This is a genomic window from Sphingomonas faeni (assembly GCF_030817315.1).
GTDB lineage: Bacteria > Pseudomonadota > Alphaproteobacteria > Sphingomonadales > Sphingomonadaceae > Sphingomonas > Sphingomonas faeni_C.
In genome coordinates this window covers 1,456,219-1,481,238 of record NZ_JAUSZF010000001.1, presented here as the reverse complement: position 1 = coordinate 1,481,238, position 25,020 = coordinate 1,456,219, and the positions used below count along the sequence as shown (strand labels likewise).

Below are 25,020 nucleotides of genomic sequence, written 5' to 3'. Positions count from 1 at the left end.
CCGGGACCAGAGCCAAAATGTTTGTGCGTGCGGCCCTGGGGCCCGGCGTCCGCCGGGATCATGGCCGTTCGGGGATCAGGTCATCGCGGCGTAGATCATCGTCTTCAGCTCGCGACGGATGGGATAGACACTGCTTGGCGACAGCTGCGTCATGAACACCATCGACAGCCGCTCGACCGGGTCGACGAAGAACGCGGTCGAGAACATCCCGCCCCAGTAAAACTCGCCCTTCGACCCCGGCACCATCGTCTTCGCGACGTCGTCGGTGATCGCGAACCCGAGCCCGAACCCGGTGCCGGCGTTCGACGCCTCGCTGAACAGCGACTTCGACATCGTCGCGAGATCGGATTTTCCGGGCAGGTGGTTCTGCGTCATCAGGTCGAGCGTTTTCCGCCCGAGGATGCGCGCGCCGTCGAGTTCGCCACCATTGAGCAGCATGGTGTTGAACCGATGGTAATCGAGCGCGGTCGAGACGAGCCCGCCGCCGCCGGATAGGAGCTTCGGCGCGCGGCTCCAGGCACTCTCGGCACCGCGATCGTACATCACGCGGCCCTTGCCGGCGACGAGCGTGTAGCAGTCGGTCAGGCGGTCGAGCTTGTCGGCCGGAACCTGGAAGAAGGTGTCGTCCATCTTCAGCGGTGCGAAGATGCGCTCCTTGAAGAACTGGTCGAGCGGCAAGCCCGACACCCGCTGCACGACCGCACCGAGCACGTCGGTCGCGACCGAATAATTCCACGCGGTACCAGGCGAGAATTCGAGCGGGATCTTCGCCAATGCGCCGATGAACCCGTCTAGATCATGGCCGCCGTGCCAGCTCTCGATCTTGCCCTCGCGGTAGGCGGCATCGACGTTCGAACGGTTCTGGAAGCTGTAAGTCAGCCCTGACGTGTGCCGCAGCAGGTCGACCATCCGCATCGGCTCGGCGGTCGGCTTGGTCACGAACGGAACGCGGCCGCCGCCGCCATCATAGACGCCGATATCCTTGAACTCGGGCAGGACGTGATGGACCGGCGTATCGACCGCGACGAGACCCTGTTCGACGAGCATCATGAACGCGACCGAGGTGATCGGCTTGGTCATCGATGCGATCCGGAACAGCGATCCTTCGTCGATCGCGTTGCCGCCTTCGCGCGCCGCGCCTGCGTTCGAGAAGTGGATGATTTCGCCGTCGCGCGCGATCAACAGTTGCGCGTTCGGGAGCTTGCCCGAATCGATGTAGCGCGCCTGGATCAACGTATCGATCGCCGCCAACCGGCTCGCATCGAAGCCATGCGTCGCGGGCTTGGCGATTTTCATGATTCGACCGTTCCCGCCATCATCCGCTCCATACCCCTAGTTCGAACTTGTTGCCTCTATTGCCTTGAGTGCGGCAGGAATCAACTATAACCTGTCTTCGAACAGGCGATAAGCCAAACCCGAAATTCAACTCTGGAGTCAACCGGTCTTGGCAAGCGAACCGATCATCGCACTCGATCCCTCCTGGCCGGCGATGTCGCTCGCCGATGCCGAGCGAATGCTGACCGCGCCCGGCGCGAAATTCGAGATGGAAACGATCACGATCGACGGCATCGCGACGCGCATCTGGAAGAACGCACCGCCGTCGTTGCGCTGGCTGGCCGAGGCGGCGCGCGCGCATGGCGAGCGGGTGTTCACCGCGTATGAGGATGAGCGCGTTACCTATGGGGCGAATTTCCGCGCGATCGCGGTACTGGCGCAGCGGTTGCGCGAGATGCGGATCGGTCCCGGCGACCGCGTCGCGCTGGCAATGCGCAACCTGCCCGAATGGCCGGTCGCGTTCTTCGCAGGTGCGAGCATCGGCGCGATCATGGTGCCGCTCAACGCATGGTGGACCGGCGCGGAGATGGAATACGGTCTCGCCGATTCGGGTGCGCGCGTGCTGATCACCGACGACGAGCGGCACCACCGGCTGGAAGCGGCCTATGCGACGCTGCCAGCGCTGGAGCACGTGTTCGTCGCGCGCGCCGCGGAGCCGCTGACGGGGATCGTCACGCGGCTGGAGGATGTGATCGGCACGCCGCACGACTGGGCGGCGCTACCCGATGTCGGTCTGCCAGAGGCGACGATCGCGCCCGACGACGATGCGACGATCTTCTACACCAGCGGCACGACCGGCGCGCCTAAGGGGGCGCTCGGCACGCACCGCAACATGATGTCGAACATCCTGTCGGGCGGCTATTCGTCGGCGCGCTCATTCCTGCGCCGCGGCGAGGCACTACCTGAGCCGACGCCGCGGGTGACGCTGACGGTGATCCCGCTGTTCCATGTCACCGCCTGCTCGGCGGGCATGATGGGCGTGATCGCGACCGGCAGCACGATGATCTTCATGCGGAAATGGGACACGATCCGGGCGATGGAGATCATCGAGCGCGAGAAGGTCAACGTCACCGGCGGCGTGCCGACGATCGCGTGGCAGCTGCTCGAGCATCCCGATCGCGCGAAATACGATCTCTCGTCGCTCGAATCGATCGCCTATGGCGGCGCGCCCGCCGCGCCCGAGCTGGTGAAGCGCATCCATGCCGAGTTCGGCGCGATGCCCGGCAATGGCTGGGGCATGACCGAGACGATGGCGACCGTCACGCATCACGGGGCTGAGGATTACCTAAACCGCCCGACGAGCGCGGGGCCACCGGTCGCCGCCGCCGACCTGAAGATCATGGCGGACGACGGCGTGACCGAAATGCCTCTTGGGGAAGTCGGCGAACTCTGGGCGCGCGGGCCGATGATCGTGAAGGGATACTGGAACAAGCCCGACGCGACCGCAGCGACCTTCGTCGACGGCTGGGTGCGGACAGGCGACCTCGCGCGGCTCGACGAGGAGGGGTTCTGCTACATCGTCGACCGTGCCAAGGACATGATCATCCGCGGCGGCGAAAACATCTATTCGAGCGAGGTCGAGAACGTCCTCTACGCGCACCCTGCGGTGACCGACGCGGCGCTGATCGGCATCCCGCACCGGATTCTGGGCGAGGAGCCGGCGGCGGTGGTTCACCTCGCGCCGGGTGCGACGGCGACAGAGGCCGAGTTGCAGGGCTGGGTCCGGCAGCATCTGGCGGCGTTCAAGACGCCGGTGGCGGTGCGCTTCGTGCATGAGACGTTGCCGCGGAATGCAAACGGGAAGATTTTGAAGAAGGATCTTCAGGTGTTGTTCGAGGATCGGGTCGGGGTGACGGCGTAGGTCTAATCGCTGGCAAATCTCCGTCATCCTGACGAAAGTCAGGACCCAGGGTAACGGAGGGCAGCGATTTTTGGCTCTGGATGCTGACTTTCGTCAGGATGACGAAGAGCGGGGGTCTCGGGATCAAGGCATGATCAGACATAACGCGGTCTTTTCGAGGAATTCCATCACGCTGGCACCGCGCGCCGCTTGAATGCCGACCGCGATTACGGGATGGGGGTGGCAAAGGAATTGCCATGACGGACGCCATGACGGGCGAGGGACTTCGCCAGGAACCGCACCAGCCACAGGGCGAGGGCGGCGCCGTTGCGGAAGGTCCGCCGGCGGAGAGTGCGTTCGGGTTGCCGATTGCGGTCGGGGTCGAGGATGCGATGCGGATCGCGCAGCGTCGCGACCGGTTGCTCGCGGCGCTGACGCTGACCGCCGGGGTCGGGCTGATCCTCGCCATTCCGTTCGCGCTCAAATCCGGCGCGGAGTTCTTCCTGCCGCTCACGATCGCGCTTGTCATTTCCGTCGCGCTCGTGCCGGTGCTGGAGTGGCTTGAGCGGCGCCATGTGCCGTCGCCGCTCGCCGCGATCCTGTGCATCCTCGTTTTCCTGATCGCCGCGAACATCGCGATCGCCGCGATCCTCGTGCCGGCGACCGATTTCTTCCGGCTGTTGCCGACGCGGCTCGACCGGATCCAGAGCAATCTCGCGCCGCTGCTCGATCTCTATTCGAGCCTCGAGAAATACGTGAACAAGACGCTGCGGCAGGTCGCGTCGACGCCGATCAAGCAGCCGGCGACCGCAGGCGTCGCCGCGCCGGGATCGATCCTCGAACTCGCCGCTACGTCGGCGCCGGCGGTCATCGTCCAGTTCCTGTTCGGGGTGCTGATCGTGTTCTTCTTCCTGTCGGGCTGGACGCGGATGCGGCGGCAGACGATCACCGGCCGGACCAGCTTCGATGGCGCGATGGCGACGGCGCGCGTGATCCAGGACATCGTCGACGATGTGTCGGCGTATCTCGGCACGATCACGCTGATCAACATCGTCCTCGGGATCGTCACCGGGGTGGCGCTTTGGTTCATCGGCATGCCCTATCCGGCGATGTGGGGCGGGATCGTCGCGCTGCTCAATTACATTCCATATTTCGGGCCTGTGATCGGCGCGTTCCTGCTCGCGCTGGGCGGGCTGATGACGTTTTCCGACATCTGGATGGCGATGCTGCCGCCAGCGCTCATGTACGGGCTGCATCTGGTCGAGGCGAACGCGATCACGCCGTTCGTCGTCGGCCACCGGCTGACGATCAGCCCGCTGCTGATCCTGATCTCGCTGAGCTTCTGGGGATGGGTGTGGGGCACGTCCGGCGCATTGCTGGCGGTGCCGCTGCTGATCATCATCCAGACGGTCGTGAAGGCCGCTGGCAAGCCCGATATCGCCGGCTTCCTGTTCGAACACGGCACGCTAGTGCAGCCCAAAGCCGGGCGAAATCGCCGTCGCGGCGATCCGCCCGAGGCACAACGTGAAACTGGCGGATAATTTGGGTTGACGGTATCCGAACCCTCGCCTAGTTGCCGCCTCCACGCTGTTTCAGCGGGTGTAGCTCAGTTGGTTAGAGCGCCGGCCTGTCACGCCGGAGGTCGCGGGTTCGAGTCCCGTCACTCGCGCCATCGTTTGCCCTGACTGGGTAGATGGTTTGAGATTGTGTTAAGGTTTTGACGAGCCTTCCGCTGCGTCCTTCGGGACGCTAGGGTTCGTCAATGGGAATGCGGGTGTAGCTCAGTTGGTTAGAGCGCCGGCCTGTCACGCCGGAGGTCGCGGGTTCGAGTCCCGTCACTCGCGCCACCCTGATGGGGTGGCCGAGATCCTTCAAAAAATTTTCAAGATACTAACACCTGCTGTTCCCTCGCGAACGCGGGGGTCCAGGAGTTGGGTACGCTGCCGGTATTTTAGCTGGGCCCCCGCGTCCGCGGGGGAGCAGGTCTTGTCGCGATAGCGCCTACCGCTCGATTTCCATCCAGCGCAGCACAGGCTTCAGCGGTGCGATCCAGATCAGGCCGGTGAACACGTAGAACACCAGTTGAGCCAACCAGTGCCAGCTACCGACGATGTTCGAAAAGCTGACGATCGCCACACACCACACCAGGATCAGGAGCAGGATGCCGAGCATCCCGACGGGTTTGCGCCAGGTTGGCGTCATGGCGTGATCCATTCGAGTTCGGTGGCGATGGCGTGGAGCGGGACGTCCCACGGGTCTGGGGTCAGGCTATCGACCTGCTGCACCGACAGCGCAATGCCGACGCGCCAGGCATTCGGGTGCGCGAGGAAGGCGCGGTCGTAATAGCCGGCGCCCTGGCCGATTCGGTTGCCGCCACGATCGAAGCCGACCAGTGGCGTCAGGATGATGTCGGGTTCCAACTCAGCCGCGTCCTCGGCGGGCTGGTGCAGTCCGAACGGTCCGGCGATCAGCACCGCCTCGGTTTCCCACGACAGGAAGCGCATCGGCAGCGACCGGCGGACGACATGGGGCAGGGCGATGACGCATCCGGCGTCGACCGCAGCGCGGGCGAATGGCGACGGATCGGCCTCGCCACCGAACGGGACATAGGATGCGACCGTCAGTCCGGGTTTCAACCGCGCCAGAAACGTGGACGGCACGGGAATTTCGACGGGCGGGCGCGCTTCGCGGGCGGCGCGCAACGAGGCTCTCAGCGCGCTCTTGCCGGTCATGCGCAGGGAACCTCGCAATGGGATGGGGGTGGGGTGGCGGGCCCACCATGGCCGTGTGCCGGGTTATCCACTGACGCACGGTACGTCAGGTGGGGACCATATGCTTCGGACCAGGATCCTAACAGGGACAGCCCCCTATGGATGATGAATAGCCTCAGGGATAATAAAGGCTCGTACCGGGCAGAACCCGCCAGGCCCAATCTAGGCGCTCGGCGGGCTCAGCTCAAGGGCTTCCGCGAGTCCTTCGAGACGATCCGCGATTCGGGTGAGCGCGATCTCGCTGACCGCCGAGCCTTCGGGCGGACGATGAGCGGCTTCGTCGAGGTCGTCGGCGAGCATCAGCGCCACGAACAGCATCGCACGTTCGGCGCTGAGACCGCCTGCGGCACGGTCCGCGGTCGGCCAGCGCTCGGCGAGCATCGCACCCAGCAGGCGGACACGCGACTCTTCGCCGTCGCGGCAGGCAACGGCGTGCGGCCGGCCGCCGATATCGAGCATGACCTGTGCCATCAGTTGGGACTCCCGCGGGTGATCACATCGTCGAGCGCCGCGACGGCTTCGGCCATCCGTGCTTTCAACGCGGCATGACGTTTGGCAAGGGCATCCCCACTGCGCGCGCGAGCGGTGATCGCGGCTTCGATCCGCGCGATCGCTGCGTCGATCCGGTTCACCGCCGCATTGTCCGGGGTCGTCTCTGAAGTCGTGTCTGGAGTATCTGGCATGATGGTCGAGATAGCATGGCCGGAACACGCGGCAAGCCGGTTTCGCCCCTGCGGTCGGCGATCCACGGTGTTGACAGGGCGCCCCACCGCCCCGCAAAGGCATCGCGCCCGGAACGGACTCGCGGGCGTAGCGGAGATACAGCAATGACGGTCAAGGTTGCGATCAACGGTTTCGGGCGCATCGGCCGTCTCGTCGCCCGCGCAGTACTCGAACAGTCGAACGGCGCCCTCGAACTCGTCGCGATCAACGATCTCGGCGATGCGAAGTCGAACGCGTGGCTGTTCAAGCGCGATAGCGTCCACGGCAAATATCCGGGTGAGGTCTCGGCCGAGGGCAACGAACTGATCGTCGACGGCAAGCGCATCCGCGTCACCGCCGAGCGTGACCCTGCCAACCTGCCGCACGCCGAGTTGGGCGTCGACATCGTCCTCGAATGTACCGGCTTCTTCACCGACAAGGCGAGCTGCCAGAAGCATCTCGATGCGGGCGCGAAGAGGGTGCTGATCTCGGCGCCGGGCAAGGGCGTCGACCTGACCGTCGTCTACGGCGTCAACCACGACAAGCTGACCGCCGAGCACACGATCGTCTCGAACGCGTCGTGCACCACCAACTGCCTCGCGCCCGTCGCCAAGGTGCTGAACGATGCGATCGGCATCGAGCGCGGCCTGATGACGACGATCCACGCCTATACCAACGACCAGAAGATCCTCGACCAGATCCACCCGGACCTGCGTCGCGCGCGCGCTGCGGCGATGTCGATGATTCCGACTACCACCGGCGCCGCTCGTGCGGTTGCCGAAGTGCTGCCGGAGCTGAAGGGCAAGCTCGACGGGTCGGCGATCCGCGTGCCGGTGCCGGACGTTTCACTGATCGACCTGACCTTCACGCCATCGCGCGACACGACGCGTGAAGAGGTGAATGCGGTGCTGAAGGCAGCGTCCGAAAGCGGCCCGCTGGTCGGCGTGCTCGACTGGTCGGACGAGCCCTTGGTCTCTATCGATCTGCAGCATACGCCGGCTTCGTCGACGATCGACAGTCTGGAGACTGCGGTGATCGACGGCAAGCTGGTTCGTGTCGTCAGCTGGTACGATAACGAATGGGGTTTTTCGAACCGTATGGTCGATACCGCCACGGCGATGGCAAAGTTTATCTAAGGTAGACGGACGCTGCGTTTCATTCCTCCAGTCCGTCATTCCAGCGTAAGCCGGGATGACGGTGCGATGGCAGTTGGCACGATCGCCGGGATCGCCCGTCACGCTCGCGCAAAGGCCCCGATGGAGGTAATCGACCATGTCGAGATCACCATCGAGGCTGGTCTGCACGGCGACTTCCGCGGCTATGTGAAGCCCGGCGGCAGGGGACGGCGTCAGGTCACGCTGCTCGAACGCGGCGACTGGGCGGCGGCGATGGCGGAGGTGGGTCACGATATTCCGTGGTACCAACGCCGCGCGAACCTGCTGGTCGACGGCTTCGACCTACCCCAGATACCCGGCACCCGTCTTCGCATCGGTGCTGACGTCGTGCTGGAGGTGACGCGCCACACCGATCCGTGCGAACGCATGGAGGCACTGGCGCCAGGATTGTTCGCCGCGCTGACGCCCGACTGGCGCGGCGGGGCGTGTACCCGAGTTTTGATGGGCGGCATCGTCGCCGTCGGTGATGAGATCAGGATCGAAGAACCATGACCAAGCCATTCAAGACGCTAGATGATATGGGCGATATTCGGGGCAAGCGCGTGCTCGTCCGCGAAGACCTGAACGTACCGATGGCCGAGGGCCATGTCACCGACGACACGCGCCTGCGCGCGACCGTCGCCACGGTTGGCGAACTCGCCGACAAGGGCGCGATCGTCCTCGTCTTCGCGCATTTCGGCCGTCCCAAAGGTGTGCCGAGCCCGGACTTCTCGCTGTCGCAGGTCGTGAAGCCGTATAGCGACGTGCTCGGTCGCGAGGTCCGCTACGTCGACTGGGAGGGCGCGGATGATGCCGTCGCCATGCTCGAACCCGGCGACATCGCGGTGCTGGAGAACACGCGGTTTTTCGGCGGTGAAGAGAAGAACGACCCGGCGGTGGTCCAGCGTTTCGCTCGCCTCGGCGACCTGTACGTCAACGACGCCTTCTCCGCCGCACATCGCGCACACGCCTCGACCGAGGGGCTGGCCCACGTTCTCCCGGCCTATGCGGGCCGCGCGATGGAAGCCGAACTCGACGCGCTGCAGAAGGCGCTCGGCGCGCCCGAGCATCCAGTCGCGGCGGTCGTCGGAGGCGCCAAGGTTTCGTCGAAGCTAGACGTGCTGCGTCACCTCGTTACCAAGGTGGATCACCTGATCATCGGTGGCGGTATGGCCAACACCTTCCTCGCAGCGCGCGGCGTCGATGTGGGCAAAAGCCTTTGCGAGCATGAGCTTGCGAGCGTTTGCGAACAGATCATGGAAGCCGCGGACAAGGCGAACTGCACGGTCCACCTGCCGTACGACGTGGTGGTCGCCAAGGAGTTCAAGCCGAACCCCGCCACCCGCACCGTCAACGTTCACGAAGTCGCCGCCGACGAGATGATCCTCGACGTCGGCCCCGCCGCGGTCGAATCGCTCGGCGATGTCCTCAAGAACTGCCGCACCTTGGTGTGGAACGGTCCGCTCGGCGCGTTCGAGACGCCGCCGTTCGACAAGGCCACCGTCGCGCTCGCAAAGACCGCCGCGGCACTCACCGAAGGCGGATCGCTGGTCTCGGTCGCGGGCGGCGGCGATACGGTCGCGGCGCTCAACCACGCCGGTGTTGCGGAAGCCTTCACCTTCGTCTCGACCGCAGGCGGCGCGTTCCTGGAATGGATGGAAGGCAAGGACCTTCCGGGCGTCGCGGCGCTGACGCGTTAAGGCGATGGTTCCCGCAGCATCGGGACCAGCAGAGTATTGAGGTAGCTCGAACGCGCCGGCTTTAGCATAGCGAACGATGCTGGCGCGATCGACGATGTAGTTGGTGGGGAGGGCGCCCATCACCGCGAACGGCCCCTTGATCCGGCGTGCGGACGGGATCGCCATCGCCGCGAACAGCGGCTTCAGTTTGGATTCGGGCATCGAATCCTCCGTCGCCACAGCGAAAACCCGCAGGCCATTGCCCTTGCGAAGTCGATAATAGCTGTCGAGCAGCGGGAGTTACGCCTTGCAGGGGCAGCACCACGTCGCCCAAAAGTTCAGGACGACGACTTGTCCGCGCAGGTCGGCACTACGCACTTGATCCCGTCGATCAACGTCAGCTCGTAGGCGGCGCTTGCTCACCGGTCTTCACGGTGGCCGGCGCTGCGGACGCGGCCATGATAACCGCGCATGCGATGATGCTCCGCCAAACCCTCATTGCCCCGTCCCTTGTAGTGACGGTGTCGGCGTGGAAGATCCAACGTCAATCGCTGCCTTCACCGCCCCGGCAGGGGTTGATCCGTAATCCTTCCAAGCCTATGTTTAACATGTTAAACGGAGACTCGAATGCTCGGCGTCAGGCTAGATAGCGAACTCGAAGTTCGACTCGCGGCGGTTGCGCGCACCCAAGGGCGCAACAAGAGCGATATCGCACGTGAGGCGGTACGCCGCTACGTCGAACGGCATGACGAGGCGTTCCTGGCTGAGGCCAAGCGGCAGTCGCTCGCTGCTGCCTTGCAGGACAGTCGGGTACAGGATGAAGACTGGGATCTGTTGTTCGCGGCGCCCCTTTCATGAAATTCGCGCGCGGCATGATCGTGGTTGGGGCGGGCAAGGGTGACTTTCCGCGAAAACCGCGCCCTTTTCTCGTCGTCCAGTCTGACCTCTTCGCGGATCACGCGACGATTTCGCTGTGCCCGCTGACAAGTGTCATCAGCGGGACGAATCTGTTTCGCGTTTCGCTCGAGGCTTCTCCCGAGACCGGCCTTCTTCGCGACAGCGAGATCCAGGTCGACAAGCTTAATACGTTCGACCGCAACGCGATCGTAAAAATCATCGGTACGATCCCTATCACCACCATGACCCGGGTCGACGACGCGCTGCGCCGCTGGCTCGAACTCTAAGACAGGATTTTAGCATGACCTCGACGATCACTCCGCAAGTCAAAACCATTCTCGACAAGTACGAGGCCACCAGCTCGGCGGTAAAGGCGAACCTCGCGCGCATCCTGATGCAGGGCAAGCTCGGCGGCACCGGCAAGCTGGTGATCCTGCCAGTCGATCAGGGCTTCGAGCATGGCCCGGCGCGCAGCTTCTCGGTCAATCCGGCCGCGTACGACCCGCACTACCATTATCAGCTCGCGATCGACGCCGGGCTCAGCGCCTATGCGGCCCCGCTCGGCATGCTCGAAGCAGGTGCGGATACGTTCGCCGGGCAGATCCCGACGATCTTGAAGTGCAACAGTTCGAACAGCTGGGCGACCTCCATCGACCAGGCGGTGACCGCCACCGTGTCCGACGCGGTGCGGCTCGGCTCCGCGGCGATCGGCTTCACGATCTATCCGGGTGCTGACCAGTTCTTCGACCTGGTCGAGGAAATCCGCGAGCTGAGCGAAGAGGCTAAGTCGGTAGGCATCGCGACGGTAATCTGGTCGTACCCGCGCGGTGGCGAGCTGACCAAGGATGGCGAACTCGCTTTGGATGTCGGCGCCTATGCCGCGCACATCGCGGCGCTGCTCGGCGCGCACATCATCAAGACCAAGCTGCCGACCGCGCACATCGAGCAGAAGGAAGCCAAGCCGCTTTACGCGAACACCGACTGGTCGAAGCAGTCGGACCGCGTGAAGCATGTCGTCCAGTCAAGCTTTGCCGGGCGTCGAATCAACGTCTTCTCGGGTGGCGCGTCTAAGGGCGAGGACGCGATCTTCCAGGATGCGCGCGACATCCGTGACGGCGGCGGCAACGGCTCGATCATCGGCCGCAACACCTTCCAGCGTCCCCGCGACGAGGCGCTGGCGATGCTCGACCGGATCATCCGGATCTACAAGAACGAGGAATAAGCTGCGTCTTGCCGCCACGTCATCCCGGTTATGCGCTGGGGTGACGTGGCGGGCATCAGCGGCTAGGGGGCGGACATGACCGAATTCGAAGATCCGCTGGGCCCGCTCGATCCCAATTTCGCCGAGAATTTCCGCCGCGACATGCGGCGGCAGGCTTGCCAGCTTTACCTGGTGTCGCCGTTGGATGTCGGTGGAGACTTTCCCGAACGGCTGGCCCGGGCACTCGACGCCGGGCCGGTTGCCGCGTTCCAGTTCCGCGTGAAGGATATCGACCAGCACGCCGCCGCAGCGCTGGGCGAGCCATTGCGTGCGATATGTGCCGAGCGCGATGTCGCGTTCATCGTCAACGACGATATCGGGTTGGCGAAAAGGCTCGATGCCGACGGCGTGCATCTCGGCCAGGACGATGGCGATCCGCGCGAGGCGCGCGCGCAGCTCGGACCCAATGCACAGATCGGCGTGAGCTGCCATGGCAGCCGCCATCTCGCGATGGAAGCAGGCGAGGGCGGGGCGGATTACGTCGCATTCGGGGCGTTCTATCCAACCACGACGAAGGTTGCGACGCATACTGCGGAGCCGGTGATCCTGTCCTGGTGGTCGACCCTGTTCGAGATGCCCTGCGTTGCGATCGGCGGCATCACGCCGGAAAACGCTGCCCCGCTGGTCGCTGCCGGTGCCGACTTCATCGCCGTCTCAGGCGCGGTTTGGGGTGGCGACGAGGTCGCCGCGATTAAGGCGTTCGGCGAGGTTCTCGCCAAGCGCTAAGGCGGCGACACCCCTTGTAATCCTGACGGAAGTCAGGACCCAGGGTACCGAAACGCTGTTCTGCTTGGCTCTGGGTCCTGACTTTCGTCAGGATGACGGGCGGTGCCGCGGTTGTTTTCTAGAGCGGAAACAACCGTCGCCCCCGACCGTTTGATGCAGAAGCGTAACGGTTTGGGATGACGGGCATGACGGCATTTGTGACGAAAGCTTCGGTTCTGGCGGCTTGCCTGCTCGGAGCGGCATCAGCAGTGGCGCAGACGCCGCCGACCAAGCCGGTGCCGATCGACCGCAACATTCTCCACGTGCAGGTGATCCTCGATCATCTCGGCTTCGGGCCAGGCGTGCTCGACGGTCGCGGAGGCCAGTCGCTCGTCGCGGCGCTGAAGGGATTTCAGGAAGCCCAGGGCCTGCCGATCACCGGCAAGTCCGATGCGCGAACGTTGCAGGCGCTGTATCCGTATCGCGCCGCGCGACCGACCGTGGCGATCGCGCTGACGCCCGAGATGCTGGCCGGGCCGTTCGTCAATCCATTGCCCAAGGATCCCGCCAAGCAGGCCGAACTCCAGACCCTTGGCTATCGTACCGTGATGGAGAAGCTCGGCGAGATGTTCCACACGACTCCCGCCGTGATCATGGCGCTGAACTCGCCGAGCACGAAGCTCTCGCCCGGCACAAAGGTCGTGTTCCCGAACGCCTTGCCGACATCGCGCGCTTACGACGCCAAGTACCGGCCCGATTGGGTCGCGACCCTCAACATGCTGAACGTCGATGCGAAGCAACCGCAGGCGGATCATGTCGTCGTCGACAAGTCCGACGGCGTGCTCCGCGTGCTCGACGCGAACGACAAGCTGATCGCGCAGTTTTCCGCGACTATGGGGTCGAGCCACGATCCGCTGCCGCTCGGGAGGTGGACGATAAAGGGCTCCGACTACAATCCGAAGTTTCATTTCAACCCTGCGCTGTTCTGGGATGCCAAGAAGGGGCAGCAGAAGGAAATGCTGCCGCCGGGTCCGAACGGTCCGGTCGGGGTCGTCTGGATGGATTTGTCGAAGGATCATTACGGCATTCACGGCACGCCGAACCCGGAGACGATCGGGCGCGCGGAGAGCCATGGCTGCATCCGCCTGACCAACTGGGATGCGGCGCGGCTGTCGATGATGATCAAGCCGGGGACCAAGGCCGTCTTCCAGGCGTAATGCGATGACGCGCACGTTCTGGATCATTCTCGGGTTGATCGTCGTCGTCGCAGCCACGTTCGCCTCGATGCTGTCGTTCGGCAGCAGCGGTAGCGGCGTCGAGCGGAGGGTGCCGTGGCGCGAGTCTGCGCCATCCGTCGAGGTCGCCGCCGTTTCCGTGACGCCCCGGGCTCTGGCCGTTCCGGTCGCCGGTGTTCCGCGGAAGGCGATCGCGGATAGCTGGAACGATGCGCGGGGCGGCGGCCTTCGCGGCCATCGTGGGGCGGACATCATGGCGGCGGGTGGCACGCCGGTCGTCGCCGCCGCGCCGGGCCGGATTGAGAAGCTGTTCCAGAGCGGCCTGGGCGGGATTACGGTCTACGTACGTTCGCCCGATCGGCGCTGGACCTATTACTACGCGCACCTTGCCGGGTACGCGGACGGCATTCGCGAAGGCATGGCGGTTAGGGCGGGCGATACGCTCGGCTATGTCGGTGATACCGGCGACGCTGGGGCGGGCAATTACCACCTGCATTTCGGGCTGACCAAGATGCAGCCGGGCGAGCGCTGGTACCAGGGCGAGAACGTGAACCCGTACCCGCTGCTTGCCGGACGCGAGCGCGCCCGCTAAAGCCCGCCGCTTCGGGTTTCCGCAGAGCCAGGCCTCAAGGCCAGGCTTCGTGGACGGCCCCTAGCTCTTTCCAGCAGGAATCGGTCATGAAGATCAACGCGGTCGAGATTCGTCCCGGCAACATCCTCGAATATGAGGGCGGCATCTGGCGCGCCGTCAAGATTCAGCACACTCAGCCTGGCAAGGGCGGTGCTTATATGCAGGTCGAGATGAAGAACCTCATCGACGGCCGCAAGAACAACACCCGTTTCCGCTCCGCCGAGAGCGTCGAGAAGGTGCGGCTCGAGACCGTCGACTTCCAGTTCCTGTTCCGCGAAGGCGACATGCTCACCTTCATGGACAAGATCAATTACGAGCAGATTTCGCTCGACGCGGACATCCTGGGCGACGCCGCGGCGTTCCTGCAGGACGGCATGGACGTCGTGATGGAGCTCTGGGAAGAGCGGCCGATATCGGTCCAGCTACCCGACACGATCGAGGCGTTGATCGTCGAGGCGGATGCCGTCGTGAAGGGGCAGACCGCGTCGTCGAGCTACAAGCCCGCGGTGCTGGAGAACGGCGTCCGCGTGATGGTCCCGCCGCATATCGGCGCGGGTACGCGGATCGTCGTCGATGTGTACGAGCAGACTTACGTAAGGCGCGCAGACTAAAATCTGCTCCCCCTCCCGCAAGCGGGAGGGGGCCGGGGGGTGGGCGCCCGCCCTCCACATCGCGCAACGATAATGGCGCGATTACCTAGATGTTGCGCGACGACGATAGCGCGAGCCCACCCCCGGCCCCTCCCGCATGCGGGAGGGGGGAGTTAAATTAAAATGCCCAGCCATTCCGGCATCATGACCGTCATCGAGCGCGCCGCCCGCAAGGCCGCGCCGCGCCTGCGTCGCGACTTCAACGAGGTCCAGCAGCTCCAGGTGAGCCGCAAGGGTCCGGCCGACTTCGTCAGCCAAGCCGACCAGCGCGCCGAGCAGACGATCTTCGAAGAGCTCAGCCACGCCCGTCCCGATTGGGGCATGCTCATGGAGGAGCGCGGCGAGGTCGAGGGCGACCCGAACAAACCGCGCTTCATCGTCGATCCGCTCGATGGGACGTCGAACTTCCTCCACGGCATCCCGCATTTCTGCATCTCGATCGCGGTCGAGGAGCCGATGCCGAACGGCAAGCGCGAAGTTACGACTGCTCTGGTATACCAGCCGCTGACCGACGAGAGCTTCTGGGCCGAGAAGGGCCGGGGGGCATGGCTCACCGACCAGCGCCTGCGCGTGTCGTCGCGGCGCGATCTGTCCGAATCGCTGATCGCAACGGGGATTCCATTCCTGGGGCATGGCGACTTCGCGCAGTGGAGCCGAATTTTCGGTGCGGTTGCGCCCGAGGTTGCGGGAATTCGTCGCCTAGGCGCTGCGGCGCTCGATCTGGCATGGCTTGCAGCCGGGCGTTTCGACGGCTTCTGGGAATCGAACCTGAAGCCTTGGGACGTCGCGGCCGGCATGCTACTGGTGAAGGAGGCCGGCGGTTTCGTTACCGACTTCCGTGGTGGCGATCGTGCGATGGAGCGCAACGAGTTCCTGGCGGCGAACGATGCGCTGCATTCGCGGCTGCATAAGCTGGTGGCCGGCGCGCTACGCTAAGGCCGACGGGTCGTAACGAGTTTTAAGGCGGACCGGCTTCTTTTCCGTCATCCTGACGAAAGTCAGGATCCAGAGCCACGAAAGTTTCCGTTTGGAACCCTGGATCCTGACTTTCGTCAGGATGACGGGCAGTGGGGGCGTCAATCCGCTTGGAGCAACGGTAGTATGTTTCCCCGCGAAGGCGAGGATCCAGACTGGGCTCCCGCCTTCGCGGGAGAACAAGGAAGAGAGGGTTGTCATTCGGACGCGGCCTCATCGTTCCTACAGGGGGGCACGCACCCAAACGTCCGAGGTGACGGATCAAGATCGGGGACGAAGCCGTCATCGCCGACCGCCGCCTGCGCTCGCGCATCAAGTAACGCATGTTTACCGCCACCCCGTCTCCCTGTTGCGAGTGATTCTCACACCCTCCTAGCCTTGCCCCGGACCCCCCATCGGCCTAAAGCGGCCCCGTTCCGTTCGCACTTGCGAGAAGCAATTTGGTCGACCTGTCGCACTATCTTCCGATCCTCCTGTTCCTCGGGGTCGCTATCGCATTGTCGAGCACGTTCGTGTTCCTGCCGATGGCCGTTTCGCGTCTCACGGGGTCGCACAAGCCTACGCCCGAGAAGCTCAGCGAATACGAGTGCGGCTTCCCCGCATTCGAGGATCCGCGCAGCCAGTTCGACGTACGTTTCTACCTGATCGCCATCCTCTTCATCATCTTCGATCTTGAGGCCGCGTTCCTGTATCCCTGGGCCGTCTCGGTCTTCACGCTCGGCTGGACCGCGTGGATTTCGATGATGATCTTTATCGGCGAATTGGCCCTTGGCCTCGTCTACGCATGGAAGAAGGGAGCACTCGATTGGGAGTAGAGCTTCAGCCCGCACTCGGTGCCTCCAGCTCGCTGGTGCCGCCCGATCAGGGCTTTTTCGACGGATTGAACGGTGAGCTGACGGACAAGGGTTTCCTCGTCACGTCGACCGAGGAGCTGTTCCAGTGGGCGCGTACCGGCTCGCTGTGGTGGATGACGTTCGGGCTCGCCTGCTGCGCGGTCGAGATGATCCACGTCAACATGCCGCGCTATGATCTCGAGCGCTTCGGCGCTGCACCGCGCGCGTCCCCGCGCCAGTCGGACGTGATGATCGTCGCCGGCACGCTGTGCAACAAGATGGCGCCTGCGCTGCGCAAGGTCTATGACCAGATGTCGGAGCCGAAGTACGTGATCTCGATGGGATCGTGTGCGAACGGCGGCGGCTATTATCACTACAGCTACAGCGTCGTGCGTGGTTGCGACCGGATCGTGCCGGTGGACATCTACGTCCCCGGGTGCCCGCCGACGGCTGAGGCGTTGTTGTACGGTATCATGCAGTTGCAGCGGAAGATCCGGCGGTCCGGGAGCATTGAGCGTTGAGGGCTCCCGCACCCGCTTATGCGTCGAACGACGGCGTGATCGACACGGCGCGCGCTGCGCTTGGCGGCATGCTGCTCGACGCGGTCGATCATGTCGGCGAAGTCGCGCTGCACGTTCGTCGCGAGGACCTTTACGACGCGATGATCGCGCTGCGCGACACGCCGGGGCTTGCCTATCAGCAGCTCATGGAGATCGCCGGCGTCGACTATCCGGATCGGCCTGAGCGGTTCGAGGTCGTCTATTGCATGCTGTCGCTCACGCGGAACCACCGTTTGCGCGTGCATGTCGCGACCGACGAGGAAAAGCCGGTGCCGTCGGTGACGGGCATCTGGCCGGTCGCCGGCTGGCTCGAGCGCGAAGTGTACGACATGTACGGCGTGCTCTTCAGCGGCAATCCGGACCTGCGGCGCATCCTGACCGATTACGGCTTCCGTGGTCATCCGCAGCGCAAGGACTTCCCGCTGACCGGGTATGTCGAGCTGCGCTATTCGGAAGAGTCGAAGCGCGTGGTGTACGAGCCCGTGCAGCTCGCGCAGGACTTCCGGACGTTCGATTTCATGAGCCCGTGGGAAGGTGCCGAGTACGTGCTTCCCGGCGACGAGAAGGGCGCGCTGCCCGAGGCCAAGGGCGCACCTACGCCACTCAAGGCCGACACGATCGTCAAGGCGGATGCGGCGCAGAGCGCGACCAAGGCGCCGGACGCACCGAGCGAGTCCTATGCCAAGAAGGACGCGCAGGGGACGGCGCAAACCGGTTCGGGTGACGCCAATGCTGGCAACCAAAAGCAGGACAAGCCCGTGGAGTCGGATGTCATCCCGACCAAGGGCGGAGGACAGAACCAGTGAGGCTGTACGTAGAGGAGGTTCTGGGCGAGGCTGACGCTTCCGATCCGACGACCGGCGACGTCACGATCCAGAACTACACGATCAATTTCGGTCCGCAGCATCCGGCGGCGCACGGCGTGTTGCGCCTCGTCATGGAGCTCGATGGCGAGATCGTCGAGCGCGTCGATCCGCATGTCGGCCTGCTTCACCGCGGCACCGAGAAGCTGATCGAGTACAAGACCTACACGCAGGCGCTGCCGTATTTCGACCGGCTCGATTACTGCTCGCCGCTGTGCATGGAGCATAGCTGGGTGCTGGCGGTCGAGAAGCTGCTCGACCTCGAAGTGCCGGAGCGCGCGCAGTATCTGCGGGTGTTCTTCGCCGAGCTGACGCGCATTTCGAACCACATGCTCAACCTCGGGTCGCACGTCATGGACGTCGGTGCGATGACGCCGAACCTGTGGTTGTTCGAGATCCGCGAAGACTGCATGAACTTCTTCGAGCGCGTGAGCGGCGCGCGCATGCATTCGAACTATTTCCGTCCGGGTGGCGTGCATCAGGATGCACCGTTGAAGCTGCTCGCCGATATCGGCGACTGGCTCGACACGCGCCTGCCGCGGCTGTTCGAGGATGCGATCTCGCTTGTCGCGGACAACCGCATCTTCAAGCAGCGCAACGTCGACATCGCCGTGGTCAGCCGCGACGACGCGATCAAATGGGGCTTTTCCGGCCCGATGATCCGCGGTTCGGGCATTGCTTGGGATTTGCGCAAGTCGCAGCCTTATGACGTGTACGCCAAGATGGACTTCGACGTGCCGGTCGGCACGCGCGGCGATTGCTATGACCGGTTCATGGTGCGCGTCGAGGAAGTGCGTCAGTCGGCACGGATCATGAAGCAGTGCCTGCGCGATATGCCCGAGGGGCCGATTGCGTCGCTCGATCGCAAGGTCGTGCCGCCCAAGCGCGCCGAGATGAAGCAGTCGATGGAAGCGCTGATCCATCACTTCAAGCTCTATACCGAGGGCTTCCACGTGCCCGCCGGCGACGTCTATGTTGCCACTGAAAGCCCCAAAGGCGAGTTCGGCGTGTATCTGGTCGCCGATGGCTCGAACAAGCCGTACCGCTGCAAGATCCGCCCGACCGCGTTCTCGCATCTGCAAGCCATGGACTTCATGGCGAAGGGCCACATGCTGGCGGATACGACCGCGATCCTCGGCGCGATGGATATCGTGTTCGGCGAGTGCGACCGATGACCACCGCACAGAACGGCGCAGTGACCAACGAGCTGATCTATTCGGTTCTGCAGAAGATGCAGGGCGATATGTCCGAGATGAAATTCGACGTCCGCGATCTCAAGACGCGGATGACGATGGTCGAGGAGCATCTCGGCAGTTCGATCATCGCGATTTCCGGCGTCAATTCGCGGCTCGATCGGCTGTCTGATCGGGTCGAGCGGATCGAACGTCGCCTAGAACTTACGGATCACGGCTGATGGCTGAAGCACCAAAAATTCCCGACGAGGCCGAGACCCGCGCACGCTGGGGTTCGTTCGCGTGGACGGACGAGAACCAAGTGAAGGCGAACGAGATCCTCGGGCGCTATCCCAAGGGTCGCGAGCAGTCGGCGTCGATCCCGTTGCTCGATCTGGCGCAGCGTCAGGTTGGGGCGGAAACGCAGACGCAGGGCTGGTTGCCGGTTCCGGTGATCGAGTTCGTCGCGCGCCAGATCGGCGTGCCGTACATGCGCGTGTACGAGGTCGTGACCTTCTACACGATGTTCAATCTCGCGCCGGTCGGTCGTTTCCACGTTCAGGTCTGCGGTACGACGCCGTGCATGCTGCGTGGGTCGGACGATGTCCTTGCCGCGTGCAAGAACCGCGGGCTGGTCAAGGGCGGTACGACGCCGGACGGCATGTTCACGCTGACCGAGGTCGAGTGCCTTGGCACTTGCGCGAACGCGCCGATGGTGCAGATCAACGACGACAACTTCGAAGACCTCGATTACGACAAGACGACCGAGATCCTCGAAGCGCTGGCCAATGGCGGGCACCCGACGCCGGGGCCGCAATTCGGCCGTCGCGCGAGCTGCCCCGAAGGCGGCCCGACCTCGCTGAAGGCGATGGTCGATGCGAACCACGATTACCGGGGGGAGTGGGCCTGATGCTCGCCGACAAGGACCGCATCTTTACCAACGTCTACGGTTTCCAGCCGTGGACTATCGACGCAGCGATCATGCGCGGCGATTGGGACAATACCAAGGATCTGATGGCGCTCGGCCAGGACGCGATCATCGACGTGATGAAGGCGTCGGGCCTGCGTGGTCGCGGCGGCGCGGGTTTCCCGACCGGCACCAAATGGTCGTTCATGCCGAAGGAGCCGAAGCCGGACCGGCCGAACTTCCTCGTCATCAACGCCGACGAGTCCGAGCCGGGCAGCTGCAAGGATCGTGAAATCATCCGTCACGATCCGCACAAGCTGATCGAGGGCGCATTGATCGCCGGGTTCGCGATGCGCGCGCGTGCCGCGTACATCTACATCCGCGGCGAGTATATTCGCGAGGCCGAGACGCTCTTCGCGGCGGTCGCCGAGGCCTATGATCGCGGCTTCATCGGCAAAAACGCGTGCGGGTCGGGCTATGACTTCGACGTGTTCGTGCACCGGGGCGCCGGCGCGTACATCTGCGGCGAAGAGACCGCGATGTTGGAGAGCCTCGAGGGCAAGAAGGGCCAGCCGCGGCTGAAGCCACCTTTCCCGGCGGGTGCCGGTCTTTATGGCTGCCCGACGACGGTCAACAACGTCGAGTCGATTGCGGTCGCGCCGACGATCCTGCGGCGAGGCGCGGCGTGGTTCTCCAGCTTTGGCGCGGAGAATAACCGCGGCACGAAGCTGTTCCAGATCAGCGGCCACGTAAACAAGCCGTGCGTGGTCGAGGAGGAGATGAGCATCTCGTTCCGCGATCTGATCGAGACGCATTGTGGTGGTATCCGTGGCGGTTGGGACAATCTGCTCGCGGTGATCCCGGGCGGTTCTTCGGTGCCGCTGGTGCCGGCCGCGCAGATCATGGACTGCGCGATGGACTTCGACGGCCTGAAGGCGGTCGGCTCGGGCCTCGGTACCGCGGCGATCATCGTCATGGACAAGTCGACCGACATCGTCCGCGCGATCAGCCGCATCTCGTATTTCTACAAGCATGAGAGCTGTGGCCAGTGCACGCCGTGCCGTGAGGGCACCGGCTGGATGTGGCGCGTGATGGAGCGGATGCGCACCGGCGACGCCGAACTGTCCGAGATCGACATGCTTCAGCAGGTCACCAAGCAGGTCGAGGGTCACTCGATCTGCGCGCTCGGCGATGCCGCAGCGTGGCCGATCCAGGGCCTGATCAAGCATTTCCGCCCAGAGATGGAGCGCCGTATCCGCGAACGTGGTGGCGACACCGCGCCGATGATGGAAGCCGCAGAGTAATGCCCTTAGTCAAAGTCGATGGCGTAGAGATCGAGGTGCCGCAGGGTGCCACCGTGCTGCAGGCGTGCGAGCTTGCCGGCAAGGAGATCCCGCGTTTCTGTTATCATGAGCGCCTGAGCATCGCCGGCAATTGCCGGATGTGCCTGGTCGAGGTGAAGCCTGGTCCGCCCAAGCCGCAGGCGTCGTGCGCGCTGCCGGCGGCGGACAAGCAGGAGATCTTCACCAACTCGCCGATGGTCAAGAATGCCCGCGAGGGCATCATGGAATTCCTGCTGATCAACCATCCGCTCGATTGCCCGATCTGCGATCAGGGCGGCGAGTGCGATCTCCAGGACCAGTCGGTAGCGTATGGTCGCGGCCATTCGCGCTACGACGAGAACAAGCGCGCGGTCACCGAGAAGTATATGGGGCCGATCGTCAAGACGGTCATGACCCGCTGCATCCAGTGCACGCGCTGCATCCGGTTCGCCGAGGAAGTGTCCGGCGTCGAGGAGATCGGTGCGATCTTCCGCGGCGAGGACATGCAGATCACCTCGTATCTCGAGAACGCGGTTAAGAGCGAGCTGAGCGGCAATGTCGTCGATCTGTGCCCGGTCGGTGCGCTGACGTCGAAGCCGTACGCGTTCGAGGCACGCCCTTGGGAATTGCGCAAGACGCTGACGATCGACGTGATGGACGCGGTCGGCACCAACATCCGGCTCGACAGCCGCGGTCGTCAGGTGCTGCGTTGCGTGCCGCGGATCAATGAGGACGTGAACGAGGAGTGGGCGACCGACAAGACGCGCCATGCGATCGACGGCCTCGTGCGCCGTCGTCTCGACAAGCCCTATGTCCGCGTGAACGGCAAGCTCCAGCCCGCAACCTGGGATGAAGCGTTTGCGGCGATCAAGGCGGTCAACGCCGGGTCGAGCGTAGCGGCTGTCGCTGGCGATCTAGTCGATTGCGAGACGATGTACGCCGCCAAGGCACTGCTCGCGAAGATGGGCTCGAGCCTGCTCGAAGGCCGTCAGACCGGCATGGACTATGACGCGACGAGCATCGCCGCGGTCAATTTCAACACGACGATCGCCGGCACCGAGCGTGCGGATGCGATCCTGCTGGTGGGTACCAATCTGCGCTGGGAAGCGCCGCTGGTGAACACTCGGGTGCGCAAGGCGATCAAGAAGGGCGCGAAGGTCTTCGCGATCGGGCCGGAGACGGACCTGACATACAAGGTCGAATGGCTCGGCGACGATCTGTCGCTGCTCGGCAAGCTGCCCGAGGCGGTGACCGAGGCGTTCGGCAATGCGGAGCGTCCGATGGTGATCGTCGGTGGTGGCGCGCTGAAGGGTGGCCACGCGGCTGCGCTGAAGCTGGTCGATACGCTGGGTCTCGTGAAGGACGGCTGGAACGGCTTCAACGTCGTCCACATGGCGGCCTCGCGGATGGGAGGGCTGATGCTCGGCTATGCGCAGAAGGGCGGCATCGCCGACGTAATGGGGGCGAAGCTCGGTTTCTTCCTCGGCGCGGACGAGGTTGATTATTCGAAGTTCGCCGGCTTCAAGGTGTTCGTGGGCCATCACGGCGACAAGGGTGCGGCGGCTGCCGACGTCATCCTGCCGGGTGTCACCTATGCCGAGAAGTCGGGGACGTGGGTCAATCTCGAAGGGCGTGTTCAGCGCGGCGAGCGCGCGGTGTTCGCACCGGGCGACGCGCGTGAAGACTGGTCGATCTTCCGAGCGCTGTCCGACACGCTCGGCCACACGCTGCCGTTCGACAGCTTCGAGGGTTTGCGCGAGGAAATGTATTCTGACGTGCCTGCGCTGCGTCATCAGGCGCTCGCGACGTTCGAGTGGAACCCGCCTTCGCTTAGCGGCGAAGGGCAGGGCGTTCTCGCCGGCTATCCGGTCAAGGATTTCTACCTGACCAATGCGATCTGCCGTGCGTCGCCGACGATGCAGCGCTGCTCCGCCGAACTTCTCCATGGGGAAGATTACGCGGAGGCAGCCGAATGATTTCCTGGTTCGAATCCTCGCTCGGCTACGACTGGGCGTTCTTCCTAGCCACGATCATCGATATCCTCCTGATAGCCCTGCCGCTGATGCTGGCGGTGGCGATGATCATCTATGCCGATCGCAAGATCTGGGCGGCGATGGCGTTGCGGCGTGGTCCCAACGTCGTCGGCCCGTTCGGGCTGCTGCAGAGCTTCGCCGACGGCCTGAAGGTGTTCCTGCAGGAGACGATCGTCCCCGCAGCCGCCAACCGGACTCTGTTCCTGCTGGCACCAATCATCACCTTCACGGTCGCACTGATCGTCTGGGCTGTGGTGCCGTTCGGGGTCGGCCTCGTGCTCGCCGACATCAACGTCGGCCTGCTCTACATCCTCGCGGCGTCGTCGCTCGGCGTCTACGGGGTCATCTTGTCGGGCTGGGCGTCGAACTCGAAATACCCGTTCTATTCGGCCCTTCGAGCCGCCGCGCAAATGGTGTCGTATGAGGTCGCGATCGGCTTCATCCTGATTTCGGTCGTGCTGTGGACCGGCAGCTTCAACCTCTCGGCGATCGTGATGGCGCAGAAGTCGCACGTCTGGTTCTTCAACGGTTTCATCCTGAACCCGCTGTTGTTCCCGATGGCGGTGATGTTCTTCATCTCGAGCCTAGCCGAGACGCAGCGCGCGCCATTCGATCTGACCGAGGCGGAGAGCGAGCTGGTCGCCGGCTACCAGACCGAATATTCGTCGATGTCCTTCGCGCTGTTCTGGCTCGGCGAGTACGCCAACGTGCTGTTGATGTGCGCGCTGAACGCGATCCTGTTCTGGGGCGGGTATCTGCCGCCGGTCGACTGGGCGCCGCTCTATTACGTGCCGGGGATCATCTGGCTGTTCGCCAAGATCCTTTTCTTCTTCTTCCTGTTCAGTTGGGTGAAGGCGACCGTGCCGCGCTATCGCTACGATCAACTGATGCGGCTCGGCTGGAAGGTCTTCCTCCCCGTTTCGCTGTTCTGGGTTTTCCTCGTGTCGGGCTATCTCATGCTGACGCGCGTTGGAGTGGGTTCATGAGCGTCGCTCAGATCATCAAGTCGTTTACCCTGTGGGAATTCGTGAAGGCGCACGCGTTGACGCTTCGCTATTTCTTCAAGGAAAAGGCGACGATCAACTATCCGTACGAGCGTAATCCAGTGTCGCCGCGGTTCCGTGGCGAGCACGCGTTGCGGCGCTATCCCAATGGCGAAGAGCGGTGCATCGCGTGCAAGCTCTGCGAGGCCGTGTGCCCCGCGCAAGCGATCACGATCGAAGCCGAGCCGCGCGACGACGGTTCGCGCCGTACGACGCGCTATGACATCGACATGACCAAGTGCATTTACTGCGGCTTGTGCGCTGAGGCATGCCCGGTCGACGCGATCGTCGAGGGTCCGAACTACGAATTTTCGACCGAGACGCGCGAAGAGCTGATCTACGATAAGTCGAAGCTGCTCGATAATGGCGACCGTTGGGAAAGCGCGATCGCGGCGAACCTTGCCGCCGACGCGCCGTACCGTTAATGGCGCGGTCATTCTTCTCGTGGGCGT

Annotated in this window: 28 protein-coding genes, 2 tRNA genes and 1 pseudogene; 25 read left to right on the top strand and 6 right to left on the bottom strand. The window is 64.0% G+C overall.

Going from position 1 to position 25,020, the window contains the following annotated elements:
* Window positions 1–75: 75 nt before the first annotated feature.
* Window positions 76–1,296, bottom strand: a complete 1,221-nt coding sequence (locus tag QFZ54_RS06840) for a serine hydrolase domain-containing protein (RefSeq protein ID WP_307085687.1) — start codon at window positions 1,294–1,296, stop codon at window positions 76–78.
* A gap of 193 nt (window positions 1,297–1,489) precedes the next feature.
* Here QFZ54_RS06840 and QFZ54_RS06835 point away from each other — a divergent pair, with 193 nt between their 5' ends.
* From QFZ54_RS06835 to QFZ54_RS06820, 4 genes are all read left to right on the top strand, one after another.
* Window positions 1,490–3,196, top strand: a complete 1,707-nt coding sequence (locus tag QFZ54_RS06835) for a class I adenylate-forming enzyme family protein (protein WP_307089312.1) — start codon at window positions 1,490–1,492, stop codon at window positions 3,194–3,196.
* Window positions 3,197–3,567: 371 nt separating this feature from the next.
* Entirely contained in the window at window positions 3,568–4,716 is a 1,149-nt protein-coding gene (locus tag QFZ54_RS06830; protein WP_248521478.1) for an AI-2E family transporter, read from the top strand.
* Between the two features lie 54 nt (window positions 4,717–4,770).
* A tRNA-Asp gene (locus QFZ54_RS06825) sits at window positions 4,771–4,847 on the top strand.
* 98 nt (window positions 4,848–4,945) lie between these two features.
* A tRNA-Asp gene (locus QFZ54_RS06820) sits at window positions 4,946–5,022 on the top strand.
* Window positions 5,023–5,176: 154 nt separating this feature from the next.
* Here QFZ54_RS06820 and QFZ54_RS06815 read toward each other — a convergent pair.
* From QFZ54_RS06815 to QFZ54_RS06800, 4 genes are all read right to left on the bottom strand, one after another.
* Window positions 5,177–5,377 (bottom strand): DUF2842 domain-containing protein, encoded by a 201-nt coding sequence (locus QFZ54_RS06815; RefSeq protein WP_307085685.1) that lies wholly within the window; start codon window positions 5,375–5,377, stop codon window positions 5,177–5,179.
* The gene (locus QFZ54_RS06810) at window positions 5,374–5,907 is read right to left on the bottom strand and encodes a 5-formyltetrahydrofolate cyclo-ligase (RefSeq protein ID WP_307085683.1); all 534 of its coding nucleotides are present in this window, start codon (window positions 5,905–5,907) and stop codon (window positions 5,374–5,376) included. The genes QFZ54_RS06815 and QFZ54_RS06810 overlap by 4 nt, the downstream gene beginning before the upstream one ends.
* Before the next feature lie 201 nt (window positions 5,908–6,108).
* Window positions 6,109–6,417: a cell division protein ZapA gene (locus tag QFZ54_RS06805; RefSeq protein WP_307085681.1), complete on the bottom strand. Its 309-nt coding sequence runs from the start codon at window positions 6,415–6,417 to the stop codon at window positions 6,109–6,111.
* Window positions 6,417–6,629, bottom strand: coding sequence for a hypothetical protein (locus tag QFZ54_RS06800; RefSeq protein WP_307085678.1), 213 nt, complete (start codon window positions 6,627–6,629; stop codon window positions 6,417–6,419). The genes QFZ54_RS06805 and QFZ54_RS06800 overlap by 1 nt, the downstream gene beginning before the upstream one ends.
* 144 nt (window positions 6,630–6,773) lie before the next feature.
* Between QFZ54_RS06800 and gap the strand changes: the two genes are divergently transcribed.
* The 3 genes from gap to QFZ54_RS06785 all read left to right on the top strand — a co-directional run bounded on the left by gap (window position 6,774) and on the right by QFZ54_RS06785 (window position 9,502).
* Window positions 6,774–7,784 (top strand): type I glyceraldehyde-3-phosphate dehydrogenase, encoded by a 1,011-nt coding sequence (gene gap / locus QFZ54_RS06795; RefSeq protein ID WP_307085676.1) that lies wholly within the window; start codon window positions 6,774–6,776, stop codon window positions 7,782–7,784.
* A gap of 66 nt (window positions 7,785–7,850) precedes the next feature.
* A complete protein-coding gene (locus QFZ54_RS06790; protein WP_307085674.1) occupies window positions 7,851–8,315 on the top strand; it encodes an MOSC domain-containing protein in 465 nt (154 codons plus the stop codon).
* Window positions 8,312–9,502 (top strand): phosphoglycerate kinase, encoded by a 1,191-nt coding sequence (locus QFZ54_RS06785; protein ID WP_307085673.1) that lies wholly within the window; start codon window positions 8,312–8,314, stop codon window positions 9,500–9,502. The genes QFZ54_RS06790 and QFZ54_RS06785 overlap by 4 nt, the downstream gene beginning before the upstream one ends.
* Here the strand turns inward: QFZ54_RS06785 and QFZ54_RS06780 are convergent.
* A pseudogene (locus tag QFZ54_RS06780) lies at window positions 9,499–9,941 on the bottom strand (TlpA disulfide reductase family protein). The gene QFZ54_RS06785 and the pseudogene QFZ54_RS06780 sit on opposite strands and share 4 nt — an antisense overlap.
* Window positions 9,942–10,108: 167 nt before the next feature.
* Between QFZ54_RS06780 and QFZ54_RS06775 the strand changes: the two are divergent.
* The 18 genes from QFZ54_RS06775 to nuoI all read left to right on the top strand — a co-directional run bounded on the left by QFZ54_RS06775 (window position 10,109) and on the right by nuoI (window position 24,993).
* Window positions 10,109–10,339 (top strand): ribbon-helix-helix protein, CopG family, encoded by a 231-nt coding sequence (locus QFZ54_RS06775; protein ID WP_307085671.1) that lies wholly within the window; start codon window positions 10,109–10,111, stop codon window positions 10,337–10,339.
* Window positions 10,336–10,665 (top strand): type II toxin-antitoxin system PemK/MazF family toxin, encoded by a 330-nt coding sequence (locus QFZ54_RS06770; RefSeq protein ID WP_307085669.1) that lies wholly within the window; start codon window positions 10,336–10,338, stop codon window positions 10,663–10,665. The genes QFZ54_RS06775 and QFZ54_RS06770 overlap by 4 nt, the downstream gene beginning before the upstream one ends.
* A 14-nt stretch (window positions 10,666–10,679) precedes the next feature.
* A complete protein-coding gene (locus QFZ54_RS06765; protein WP_307085667.1) occupies window positions 10,680–11,600 on the top strand; it encodes a class I fructose-bisphosphate aldolase in 921 nt (306 codons plus the stop codon).
* Between the two features lie 75 nt (window positions 11,601–11,675).
* Window positions 11,676–12,365 (top strand): thiamine phosphate synthase, encoded by a 690-nt coding sequence (gene thiE, locus QFZ54_RS06760; protein ID WP_307085665.1) that lies wholly within the window; start codon window positions 11,676–11,678, stop codon window positions 12,363–12,365.
* Between the two features lie 185 nt (window positions 12,366–12,550).
* Window positions 12,551–13,561: a L,D-transpeptidase family protein gene (locus QFZ54_RS06755; protein WP_307085663.1), complete on the top strand. Its 1,011-nt coding sequence runs from the start codon at window positions 12,551–12,553 to the stop codon at window positions 13,559–13,561.
* A gap of 4 nt (window positions 13,562–13,565) precedes the next feature.
* Window positions 13,566–14,171, top strand: a complete 606-nt coding sequence (locus QFZ54_RS06750; RefSeq protein WP_307085661.1) for a M23 family metallopeptidase — start codon at window positions 13,566–13,568, stop codon at window positions 14,169–14,171.
* An 86-nt stretch (window positions 14,172–14,257) separates the two neighbouring features.
* Window positions 14,258–14,821, top strand: a complete 564-nt coding sequence (gene efp, locus QFZ54_RS06745; protein ID WP_056482276.1) for an elongation factor P — start codon at window positions 14,258–14,260, stop codon at window positions 14,819–14,821.
* 162 nt (window positions 14,822–14,983) lie between these two features.
* Window positions 14,984–15,796, top strand: coding sequence for an inositol monophosphatase family protein (locus QFZ54_RS06740; RefSeq protein WP_056048515.1), 813 nt, complete (start codon window positions 14,984–14,986; stop codon window positions 15,794–15,796).
* 479 nt (window positions 15,797–16,275) lie between these two features.
* A complete protein-coding gene (locus QFZ54_RS06735) occupies window positions 16,276–16,650 on the top strand; it encodes an NADH-quinone oxidoreductase subunit A (protein WP_121903273.1) in 375 nt (124 codons plus the stop codon).
* Window positions 16,641–17,189 (top strand): NuoB/complex I 20 kDa subunit family protein, encoded by a 549-nt coding sequence (locus tag QFZ54_RS06730; protein WP_187504417.1) that lies wholly within the window; start codon window positions 16,641–16,643, stop codon window positions 17,187–17,189. The genes QFZ54_RS06735 and QFZ54_RS06730 overlap by 10 nt, the downstream gene beginning before the upstream one ends.
* A complete protein-coding gene (locus QFZ54_RS06725; RefSeq protein ID WP_307085651.1) occupies window positions 17,186–18,034 on the top strand; it encodes an NADH-quinone oxidoreductase subunit C in 849 nt (282 codons plus the stop codon). Before QFZ54_RS06730 ends, QFZ54_RS06725 begins: the two co-directional genes overlap by 4 nt.
* A gap of 20 nt (window positions 18,035–18,054) precedes the next feature.
* The gene (locus tag QFZ54_RS06720; RefSeq protein ID WP_373458581.1) at window positions 18,055–19,266 is read left to right on the top strand and encodes an NADH-quinone oxidoreductase subunit D; all 1,212 of its coding nucleotides are present in this window, start codon (window positions 18,055–18,057) and stop codon (window positions 19,264–19,266) included.
* Window positions 19,263–19,505 (top strand): hypothetical protein, encoded by a 243-nt coding sequence (locus QFZ54_RS06715; protein WP_307085647.1) that lies wholly within the window; start codon window positions 19,263–19,265, stop codon window positions 19,503–19,505. Before QFZ54_RS06720 ends, QFZ54_RS06715 begins: the two co-directional genes overlap by 4 nt.
* Window positions 19,505–20,173 (top strand): complex I 24 kDa subunit family protein, encoded by a 669-nt coding sequence (locus tag QFZ54_RS06710; RefSeq protein ID WP_248521011.1) that lies wholly within the window; start codon window positions 19,505–19,507, stop codon window positions 20,171–20,173. The genes QFZ54_RS06715 and QFZ54_RS06710 overlap by 1 nt, the downstream gene beginning before the upstream one ends.
* Window positions 20,173–21,474, top strand: coding sequence for an NADH-quinone oxidoreductase subunit NuoF (gene nuoF, locus QFZ54_RS06705; RefSeq protein ID WP_107955021.1), 1,302 nt, complete (start codon window positions 20,173–20,175; stop codon window positions 21,472–21,474). Before QFZ54_RS06710 ends, nuoF begins: the two co-directional genes overlap by 1 nt.
* Entirely contained in the window at window positions 21,474–23,468 is a 1,995-nt protein-coding gene (gene nuoG, locus QFZ54_RS06700) for an NADH-quinone oxidoreductase subunit NuoG (protein WP_307085643.1), read from the top strand. The genes nuoF and nuoG overlap by 1 nt, the downstream gene beginning before the upstream one ends.
* Window positions 23,465–24,511 carry an NADH-quinone oxidoreductase subunit NuoH gene (gene nuoH / locus QFZ54_RS06695; protein WP_307085642.1) on the top strand — a complete coding sequence of 349 codons (1,047 nt, stop codon included), beginning with the start codon at window positions 23,465–23,467 and terminating at the stop codon, window positions 24,509–24,511. Before nuoG ends, nuoH begins: the two co-directional genes overlap by 4 nt.
* A complete protein-coding gene (gene nuoI, locus QFZ54_RS06690) occupies window positions 24,508–24,993 on the top strand; it encodes an NADH-quinone oxidoreductase subunit NuoI (RefSeq protein ID WP_031393837.1) in 486 nt (161 codons plus the stop codon). The genes nuoH and nuoI overlap by 4 nt, the downstream gene beginning before the upstream one ends.
* Window positions 24,994–25,020: the final 27 nt, after the last annotated feature.

What these genes read in the sequence shown, in the direction of transcription:
- QFZ54_RS06750 (WP_307085661.1), top strand. Translation starts at nt 13,566, where the DNA reads ATGACGCGCACGTTCTGGATCATTCTCGGGTTGATCGTCGTCGTCGCA.
- QFZ54_RS06815 (WP_307085685.1), bottom strand. Translation starts at nt 5,377, where the DNA reads ATGACGCCAACCTGGCGCAAACCCGTCGGGATGCTCGGCATCCTGCTC.
- QFZ54_RS06710 (WP_248521011.1), top strand. Translation starts at nt 19,505, where the DNA reads ATGGCTGAAGCACCAAAAATTCCCGACGAGGCCGAGACCCGCGCACGC.
- QFZ54_RS06840 (WP_307085687.1), bottom strand. Translation starts at nt 1,296, where the DNA reads ATGAAAATCGCCAAGCCCGCGACGCATGGCTTCGATGCGAGCCGGTTG.
- QFZ54_RS06810 (WP_307085683.1), bottom strand. Translation starts at nt 5,907, where the DNA reads ATGACCGGCAAGAGCGCGCTGAGAGCCTCGTTGCGCGCCGCCCGCGAA.
- QFZ54_RS06805 (WP_307085681.1), bottom strand. Translation starts at nt 6,417, where the DNA reads ATGGCACAGGTCATGCTCGATATCGGCGGCCGGCCGCACGCCGTTGCC.
- gap (WP_307085676.1), top strand. Translation starts at nt 6,774, where the DNA reads ATGACGGTCAAGGTTGCGATCAACGGTTTCGGGCGCATCGGCCGTCTC.
- QFZ54_RS06755 (WP_307085663.1), top strand. Translation starts at nt 12,551, where the DNA reads ATGACGGCATTTGTGACGAAAGCTTCGGTTCTGGCGGCTTGCCTGCTC.
- QFZ54_RS06830 (WP_248521478.1), top strand. Translation starts at nt 3,568, where the DNA reads ATGCGGATCGCGCAGCGTCGCGACCGGTTGCTCGCGGCGCTGACGCTG.
- thiE (WP_307085665.1), top strand. Translation starts at nt 11,676, where the DNA reads ATGACCGAATTCGAAGATCCGCTGGGCCCGCTCGATCCCAATTTCGCC.
- QFZ54_RS06765 (WP_307085667.1), top strand. Translation starts at nt 10,680, where the DNA reads ATGACCTCGACGATCACTCCGCAAGTCAAAACCATTCTCGACAAGTAC.
- QFZ54_RS06785 (WP_307085673.1), top strand. Translation starts at nt 8,312, where the DNA reads ATGACCAAGCCATTCAAGACGCTAGATGATATGGGCGATATTCGGGGC.
- efp (WP_056482276.1), top strand. Translation starts at nt 14,258, where the DNA reads ATGAAGATCAACGCGGTCGAGATTCGTCCCGGCAACATCCTCGAATAT.
- QFZ54_RS06790 (WP_307085674.1), top strand. Translation starts at nt 7,851, where the DNA reads ATGGCAGTTGGCACGATCGCCGGGATCGCCCGTCACGCTCGCGCAAAG.
- nuoI (WP_031393837.1), top strand. Translation starts at nt 24,508, where the DNA reads ATGAGCGTCGCTCAGATCATCAAGTCGTTTACCCTGTGGGAATTCGTG.
- QFZ54_RS06740 (WP_056048515.1), top strand. Translation starts at nt 14,984, where the DNA reads ATGCCCAGCCATTCCGGCATCATGACCGTCATCGAGCGCGCCGCCCGC.
- QFZ54_RS06835 (WP_307089312.1), top strand. Translation starts at nt 1,490, where the DNA reads ATGTCGCTCGCCGATGCCGAGCGAATGCTGACCGCGCCCGGCGCGAAA.
- QFZ54_RS06800 (WP_307085678.1), bottom strand. Translation starts at nt 6,629, where the DNA reads ATGCCAGATACTCCAGACACGACTTCAGAGACGACCCCGGACAATGCG.
- nuoF (WP_107955021.1), top strand. Translation starts at nt 20,173, where the DNA reads ATGCTCGCCGACAAGGACCGCATCTTTACCAACGTCTACGGTTTCCAG.
- nuoH (WP_307085642.1), top strand. Translation starts at nt 23,465, where the DNA reads ATGATTTCCTGGTTCGAATCCTCGCTCGGCTACGACTGGGCGTTCTTC.
- nuoG (WP_307085643.1), top strand. Translation starts at nt 21,474, where the DNA reads ATGCCCTTAGTCAAAGTCGATGGCGTAGAGATCGAGGTGCCGCAGGGT.
- QFZ54_RS06770 (WP_307085669.1), top strand. Translation starts at nt 10,336, where the DNA reads ATGAAATTCGCGCGCGGCATGATCGTGGTTGGGGCGGGCAAGGGTGAC.
- QFZ54_RS06715 (WP_307085647.1), top strand. Translation starts at nt 19,263, where the DNA reads ATGACCACCGCACAGAACGGCGCAGTGACCAACGAGCTGATCTATTCG.
- QFZ54_RS06775 (WP_307085671.1), top strand. Translation starts at nt 10,109, where the DNA reads ATGCTCGGCGTCAGGCTAGATAGCGAACTCGAAGTTCGACTCGCGGCG.